This is a genomic window from bacterium (assembly GCA_040754625.1).
Taxonomy (GTDB): Bacteria; JACRDZ01; JAQUKH01; order JAQUKH01; family JAQUKH01; genus JAQUKH01.
In genome coordinates, this window is sequence record JBFMCF010000104.1 from 21,643 (window position 1) to 29,148 (window position 7,506).

Here is a 7,506-nt window from a genome sequence, read left to right on the forward strand (position 1 = left end):
TTCTACAATTAAGAGAAAGGGAATTAGATGAAATCCAAAACTCTCGTCATAGGCATCACAGGCGGCCTTGCCTCCGGGAAATCAACCGCCGCGGGCATTCTACATGAATTAACCGGGGCGACTGTAATTGACGCGGACAGAATCGGGCACGGCCTCATGGCCCCTGGATCAGTTTGCTTTAGAAAAATAATTAATTTTTTAGGCAGTGATATATTAAAAAAAGACGGTTCCATTGACCGGAAGATACTCGGGAAAATTGTGTTTTCCTCTCCTGTTAAATTAAAAAAGCTGGAAAACATACTCCATCCGGCAATAATATCAGAGATAATAAAACAAATAAAAATCCATAAAAAATCGGGCCGCAAAATGGTCATTCTGGACGCGCCGCTTTTAATAGAAACCGGTTTAACCCGTCTAACGGATAAATTAATCGTTGTTTCCTCTTTAAAAAGCCTCCGGATCAGGCGGTTCGCGGGTAAAAATAGAAACAGAAAAAAACTTGCTGAAAAGATCATCGCGTCCCAAATGCCTTTAAAAGAAAAGATAAAATTTGCCGATATCCATATAAAAAATAATTCATCAAGAACAGGCCTTAAAAAAATATTAGAAAAATCACTTGACAAATTGCTGGAATAATATATACTATAGTTTGAAATAATTGAAAACCAACCATAAAATCAATTTCACTTCAGGTTGTAGTTCTCTTCCAGTTAATGGATTAAATAAATATTGAGTATGGTGTATTTTTTTTATCAAATCAAACTTTTCCGTTTATCCTGTTAAAAAAATGCTATTTCTTTGTCTATTTTCTATTCTAAATCTAAATGGAAATTAATTATAATCTGATGATGTGTTAAAAATGTATTCAAAAGGAGAAATAAATGGATATTGGCGCGCTACAAGGTAAAACTATCTCTGAATTAAGCGAGATTGCACATGACCTGAAAATAGAAGGTGTAAGTAATTTAAGAAAACAGGAACTGATTTTTAAGATCCTCAGGGGGCAGACTGAAAAAAACGGCCTTATTTTCGGGCAGGGAGTTCTGGAGGTTTTGCAGGACGGGTATGGGTTCCTGCGTTCAGAGAAATATAATTATCTTCCCGGTCCGGATGATATATATGTTTCACCGTCACAGATCAGAAAATTTTCACTCAGGACTGGCGATGTTGTATCAGGACAAATACGCCCTCCAAAAGAAGGTGAAAGATATTTCGCCCTTTTGCACGTCGAGGCAATCAATTTTGAAAATCCTGAAATCGCGAAAAGCAAGATACTTTTTGATAACCTGACTCCACTCTATCCTCAAAAAAGGATAAAACTTGAAACAACAAAAACTAATTTATCGATGCGGGTCATGGATCTGATCACTCCCATAGGAAAAGGCCAGAGGGGATTAATTGTAGCCCCGCCCAGAACCGGTAAAACCATGCTTCTTCAGGCAATTGCCAACAGCGTCACGACTAACCACCCTGAAGTAGTGTTAATTGTACTTTTAATTGATGAAAGGCCCGAAGAAGTAACCGATATGCAGCGTTCAGTCAAAGGAGAAGTAATCAGTTCCACGTTTGACGAACCGCCGACAAGGCATGTTCAGGTAGCGGAAATGGTTCTGGAAAAAGCAAAAAGGCTGGTTGAACACCAGAAAGATGTTGTAATCCTGTTAGACAGTATCACCCGTCTCGCGCGTGCTTACAATTCTATTATTCCTTCAAGCGGCAAGGTGCTTTCAGGAGGAATTGATTCGAACGCCCTCCAGCGCCCGAAACGGTTCTTCGGGTCCGCCAGAAATATTGAAGAAGGCGGGAGTTTAACAATACTCGCGACTGCCCTTGTTGACACCGGGAGCAGGATGGATGACGTAATTTTTGAAGAGTTCAAGGGGACCGGAAACATGGAACTGCACCTTGACAGGGGCCTTATAGAAAAACGCATTTTCCCCGCGATTAATGTGGGTAAATCAGGAACAAGGCATGAAGAGCTCTTGATGGAAAAAGACGAGCTCAGCCGTGTATGGCTTCTTTTACGCGTGCTTCACCAGTTAAGCGAAACTGAAATAATGGAATTATTGCTTGAAAAATTAGCCAAAACAAAAAATAACAAAGATTTCCTCGAGTCAATTAACAGCAACGAAAAATAGCCTCCCCTTCCCCTCCTTAAAGAGGGGATTGAGGAACAGCAAAATAATAGAAAGGGGTTTTTCAGAATGAAAGAAGGTATTCATCCAAAATATGAAGAGATCACGGTAACTTGCGCGTGCGGGAATAAATTTGTGACCCGCTCAACTAAAAGCGAGTTAAAATTAGAAATATGTTCACAGTGCCATCCGTTTTTTACAGGAAAACACAAACTTATTGATACTGCCGGCCGGATTGAAAAATTCAGAAAAAAATATAAAAAAGATGATTCCGCTGTTCAAAAAACTGCATGAGCAAGGTCAGGGTTGATATTAAAAGATTGCCGGGGAATGAAGATATCCCCGTTCCCTGTTTTATGAGTAAACACGCGGCCGGCGCGGATATAGCGGCAGCCGTTAAAACACCTGTCACTATCTTTCCCGGTGAAACAAAACTGATCCCTGCCGGCTTGCAAATAGCGTTGCCGCCAGGTTACGAGGCCCAAATCAGGCCGAGAAGCGGTTTGGCGCTAAAACACAGTATTGGAATCTTGAACAGCCCCGGTACTATTGATGCTGATTACAGAGGCGAGATAGGAATCATAATGATAAATCTGGGAAAATCGCCTTTTGTAATTAACCGCGGAGACCGCATTGCCCAGATGGTTATCAATAAAGTGTCTCAGGTTGAATTTATTTTAAAAGACGGCCTTCCTGAAACAAAAAGAAATGACGGCGGGTTCGGGCACACGGGGAAATAAAAAAGTAAATGCGTATGCGCGTGAAAGCGTTTAAGCGTTAAAATATAAATTCGCATTTACGCTTCTACGCATCAACGCTTTAACTTCCTTTTATCTTTTTGTTAAAAAAGATAAAATAACAATCCCTCCCAGAATTATTCTATAATATCCAAACAACTTAAAATCCCTTTTGCTTATGAAATTCATAAAACCGGCAATTACTATCCATGCGACAAGAAAAGAAACAATAAATCCAACCGAAAGAGATACAAGCTCGCTTGAAGACAAAACCATGCCAGCCTTCAAAAAAGAATAAGCTGATGCCGCTGCAATTGTAGGAATGGCCAGATAGAATGAAAATTCCACAGCAACAATTCGTGAACATCCGAGAAGCATCGCCCCGATTATAGTCGCGCCGGACCTGGATGTTCCGGGTATCATCGCAAGGCACTGGATGAGGCCGATAAGAAAAGAAGTCTTATAATTTAAATTTTCAATTGTCTGAATTTTATCGCATGTTTTCCGGCCTTCTAAAAGAATCAGCGCAATTCCGCCGATTACAAGCGCCACGGCAACGGTTACAGGATTAAATAACAGCTCCTCTATTTGCTTTTTGAATAACGCGCCGATAAACAAGGCGGGAATTACTCCCATAATTGTCTTTTTCCAAATATCAAATATTTTATCTCTTTCAACCAGACTCTTCTTCCCAAACGGCAAAATCCTGCTCCTGAAAAACACAATTACGGATAAAATAGCGCCAAGCTGTATTACGATATCAAACATCTTTGTGAACCGTTCGCTGAAGGAAATATACTGGTTTACAAGAATCAAATGCCCCGTTGAGGAAACAGGCAGAAATTCAGTAACCCCTTCGACTATGCCGAGAATAACAGCTTTAACTATATCATTCATATATCAATCTTTTAACGTTTAGGAAGATTTTCAAGATATTTTAATACCGTAAAAACCGGGTATGCGTTTTTGTAATCGTCTGTGCCTGCCACATACACTTTCTCGGGAAGAGCTTCCCCTTCAAATATTCTTTCCTCGACAAGAACCTTGTCCAGCCAGTCAACGATCGATACTTTCGCGAAACCCCTGTAGGCATCTCCTATAACCTGGCCTGTCTTTTCGTCAGTATAATACCCCTCTTTCTCCCTGAACCACTCTATTAATAGCACTGTGCCCACTTCCTGCGGCTTTTCAGCCTTTAATACATCAGATAATCCAAGGTATGTCTGGGAATCAACGGTCTTTGTCCCGGTATCGATTGTCACTATTTTGCCTCTCACATAAGGCTCACCGCTGTAATCCTTCGTTATCTCCGTTTCCAGGTAGGATTGAATCTGTGGCAGAAAGACCTTCATCCTGCCTTCGTTACTCATGCCCGTGATAAAGATTTTTATCAGCGCGTATACTATAAGCAGAATAAACGTTATAAAAAATAGGATTAATTTTCTCTTCATGGTTTAAAAGGATTTTATTTTATCTGATACGAATGGACTTGTCAAGCGGAACAAACAGCCTTCTTTTATACTTTGCCTTTAAATTATTGCCATTGTATAATATTCAGTAAGTAAAGGAAAAATAAAATGGTTAAAACGGAGCGGGAACTAAAAAACGCCATTAAAAGCAGGGCAATGGCATACGCGTTTATTTATGAAGAAATGAAGAAAAATCTGGGAGTAAAAAAAACGGATAAATTTTTTTCAAAAAGCATCTATAAGTTTGGAGAATCGAAATGCGGAAAATATAAAGAGGCCATTGAAAAAGGCGGCCTGAAAGCTCTCGCGAAGGAATTCGTAAAATCCTCGCCTCTCGGCGGTAAAATTTTCAGGCCGGGAATAGAAAAAGTGAATGAAAAAGAATGTATTCTTACCATGAAAGCATGCCCTCTGGTTGAGGCATGGAAAGAAAATAAATTTTCGGACGATAAAATCAAAACATTATGAGATATCGCCTATCAAATCGACCTCGGCACATTTCATGCCTGCGGATTGAATGTTGAATTTACGCACAGGATTGGAGCGGGGGATAAAAAGTGCAGGATGGTTTTTAATAATCTAAAAATATATAGCGGTCACACATGTCTTCCATATAAATCAAGAATTTTTTAATGCCGCCAGATGAATAAATTTATCAAGATGGTCCGCTAAAAATATCGGGACATTAATAAGGTTACCGTCTTTCTTAAGATTCTTAATAGAAAATCTTACACGGATTAACGGGGCATATTTTTGATTGTACAAAACAAAGCTCTTGCCTCGCACATTTTCATCCGACTTAACTTCTATAGGAATAATATCATTACCGCGCTGAATAGTAAAATCAACCTCGGCTGTTGCCCCTGAAGACCAGTATCTCGGCAATCCTTCATATTGAGTCACAAGGCTTTGCAAAACATAGTTCTCGGAAAGCGCCCCTTTAAACTCCGAAAATAACCGGTTACCTTCACTGAACGACACCGGGTCAAGTAATGCCAGCCGGCGCAAGAGCCCGACATCAACCGCATAAAGTTTAAATGCGCTCAGGTCGTCATACGCCGAGACAGGCAGGCCAGGCTTTGTGCTCCGGTATATTTTATATCCAATCCCCGCGTTACAAAGCCAGACAAGAGCATCTTCATACTCTCTTGCCCTTACCCCTTCCTTGACCAATTTATACGTAAACTTTTTATTTTCTCTTGAAAGCTGTGATGGTATCGACGACCAGATCAACCCCAGCTTGGCAATATCCTTTATTTCCGCGTGTTTTGAAAAATCAAGCTCGTAGGCATCCAATATATCCCGCAATACCTTTTGAACCCTCGCGACATTTCTTTCTTCCGCCCAGGAGCGCACTGATTCAGGCATGCCTCCGGTGATAAAATACATCTTCAATTTTTCATATAACGGATTAAAGAAGATATCTGGTATGGGTTCCAGGCCATCAATGCCATCAATATATTGAACAAGTTTTTCCTCTCCCATCGCCCATAAAAACTCTGTAAACGTCATCGGATATATCGCCAGAAACTCAATTTTTCCAACTGGAAACGACTCCGGTTTTGATACCCTGACACCCAACAATGACCCCGCGCAGGCGATATGATATTCCGGCGCGGTTTCGTAAAAATATTTCAACGCGTTGAGCGCCGCGTTACATTCCTGAATTTCATCAAAAATAATAAGTGTTTTCCCCGGGAGAATCGGAGCGCCGTTAATCAAAGTAAGATTTTGAAGGATCCTTTTAACGTCTTTGGTTGTTTCGAAATATTGTTTTAATTCTCCTTGCTCATCAAAATTAAAATAAGCCGTATTTTCATAATATTTTTTGCCAAATTCCTTTAACAACCACGTCTTACCGACCTGGCGAACACCTTTCAAAATAAGCGGTTTCCTATGTTCCGATTTTCTCCAAAAAACCAATTGTTTTATTATTGACCGCTCCATCATTTCACCTTTTTGATTAAGTTTATGTGATAAAAATCACATTTTATCAATCAAATTGTATTACAGAACATAAAAAAATGCAAGCTTTTTAATCTCCAGCACATTATACCTTTCGCTCTTGGTTTGTCCAATCAAGAAGTTTCTTCTTTAATTCTTCCTTTGACGGCAAATAGAGGCGGTATTCTTTCGCGTGGATGTTGGCGTCTTTCGGAAGGGTAATTTCAACCAGGGCCTCGCGGTTTTTTCGGCAAAGTATAATCCCGATGGTTGAGTTTTCACTTTCAGTCTTCACATGCCGGTCGAAATAATTGACGTACATTTGCATTTGCCCAAGATCCTGATGAGTTAATTTACCGATTTTAAGGTCAATCAGTACATAACAATTAAGAAGGCGGTTATAAAAAACCAGATCGACAAAAAAGTGGTCCTCGTCAAAAGTGAACCGTTTCTGGCGCGCCTCAAAAAGAAAACCTTTGCCAAGTTCCAGAAGAAAATGCTCAAGTTTATCAATGATTGCCCGCTCCAAATCGGATTCTGAATATTTAGAATCTTCTTCAAGCCCCAGGAATTCTAAAACAAACGGATTTTTTCAGGCTTTGTAACAACTTGGCCTTCCTTTGCCAGCTTTTGAACACCTTCTTTATCCCGGCTTAGCGCCAAACGCTCATAAAACCCGGAGTTAAATTGACGCGTGAGTTCCGGCAGTGTCCATCCATTATTTTCCGCCTCTATATTCATAGAAACTTCGGGCATTATCGTCTTTAATCCCAACGAGGAAAACATATTGAGACCAGCTAAGGCCAAATAACGGTTTCCCTGATTTGGCAGATGGGATCTGCAAAATCCCGGGGAGCTGAACATCCTTGGATTGGCTAGACTCCGTCTGACTTTTTTGCCCTTCAATCAATTTGGCAGATGGCATCTGCCAAATGTGAGAGGCCCTCCCCTGATAGACTAAATAAAACTTACGCATATTCCTTAAGTTCCGAAAGAATTAATTCGCGGATTTCTCTAAATAATGTTTTGTCATCGAAAGTATTTACCTTGGCAGTTATTATTTGTTTTTTCATGTTTTTTCCCCTATCTAAAATTTCGTAATGTCAAAAATCTCTTTGACATTTTATTAAAATTCCTTATCATTATCGATAAAAATCAACTTTTTAAATGCTCCCCCCTGTTTTTAAGAAAATTTTGAGGTATAATAATCATCATATTGTG

General features: G+C 39.9%; 8 protein-coding genes and 1 pseudogene. 5 read left to right on the forward strand and 4 right to left on the reverse strand.

The features are described 5' to 3' along the window. Positions 1-27 precede the first annotated feature (27 nt). From coaE to dut, 4 genes are all read left to right on the forward strand, one after another. Positions 28-636: a dephospho-CoA kinase gene (coaE, locus tag AB1498_10005; protein MEW6088620.1), complete on the forward strand. Its 609-nt coding sequence runs from the start codon at positions 28-30 to the stop codon at positions 634-636. A 245-nt stretch (positions 637-881) separates the two neighbouring features. Further along, complete coding sequence (rho, locus tag AB1498_10010; GenBank protein MEW6088621.1) at positions 882-2,138, forward strand: transcription termination factor Rho; 1,257 nt, start codon at positions 882-884, stop codon at positions 2,136-2,138. A gap of 66 nt (positions 2,139-2,204) precedes the next feature. Continuing rightward, positions 2,205-2,429, forward strand: a complete 225-nt coding sequence (rpmE, locus tag AB1498_10015; GenBank protein ID MEW6088622.1) for a 50S ribosomal protein L31 — start codon at positions 2,205-2,207, stop codon at positions 2,427-2,429. Then, the gene (gene dut, locus AB1498_10020) at positions 2,426-2,875 is read left to right on the forward strand and encodes a dUTP diphosphatase (protein MEW6088623.1); all 450 of its coding nucleotides are present in this window, start codon (positions 2,426-2,428) and stop codon (positions 2,873-2,875) included. Before rpmE ends, dut begins: the two co-directional genes overlap by 4 nt. A gap of 90 nt (positions 2,876-2,965) precedes the next feature. Here the strand turns inward: dut and AB1498_10025 are convergent, their stop codons facing one another. Next, positions 2,966-3,769: an undecaprenyl-diphosphate phosphatase gene (locus tag AB1498_10025; protein MEW6088624.1), complete on the reverse strand. Its 804-nt coding sequence runs from the start codon at positions 3,767-3,769 to the stop codon at positions 2,966-2,968. 11 nt (positions 3,770-3,780) lie between these two features. Beyond that, a complete protein-coding gene (locus AB1498_10030; protein ID MEW6088625.1) occupies positions 3,781-4,323 on the reverse strand; it encodes a hypothetical protein in 543 nt (180 codons plus the stop codon). 126 nt (positions 4,324-4,449) lie between these two features. Here AB1498_10030 and AB1498_10035 point away from each other — a divergent pair, with 126 nt between their 5' ends. Then, complete coding sequence (locus AB1498_10035) at positions 4,450-4,809, forward strand: L-2-amino-thiazoline-4-carboxylic acid hydrolase (GenBank protein ID MEW6088626.1); 360 nt, start codon at positions 4,450-4,452, stop codon at positions 4,807-4,809. Positions 4,810-4,959: 150 nt separating this feature from the next. Here the strand turns inward: AB1498_10035 and AB1498_10040 are convergent, their stop codons facing one another. Together AB1498_10040 and AB1498_10045 are read right to left on the reverse strand one after the other, a co-directional pair. Beyond that, complete coding sequence (locus AB1498_10040) at positions 4,960-6,288, reverse strand: ATP-binding protein (GenBank protein ID MEW6088627.1); 1,329 nt, start codon at positions 6,286-6,288, stop codon at positions 4,960-4,962. A gap of 103 nt (positions 6,289-6,391) precedes the next feature. Then, positions 6,392-7,102: pseudogene (locus AB1498_10045) on the reverse strand (PDDEXK nuclease domain-containing protein). Between the last annotated feature and the right edge of the window lie 404 nt (positions 7,103-7,506).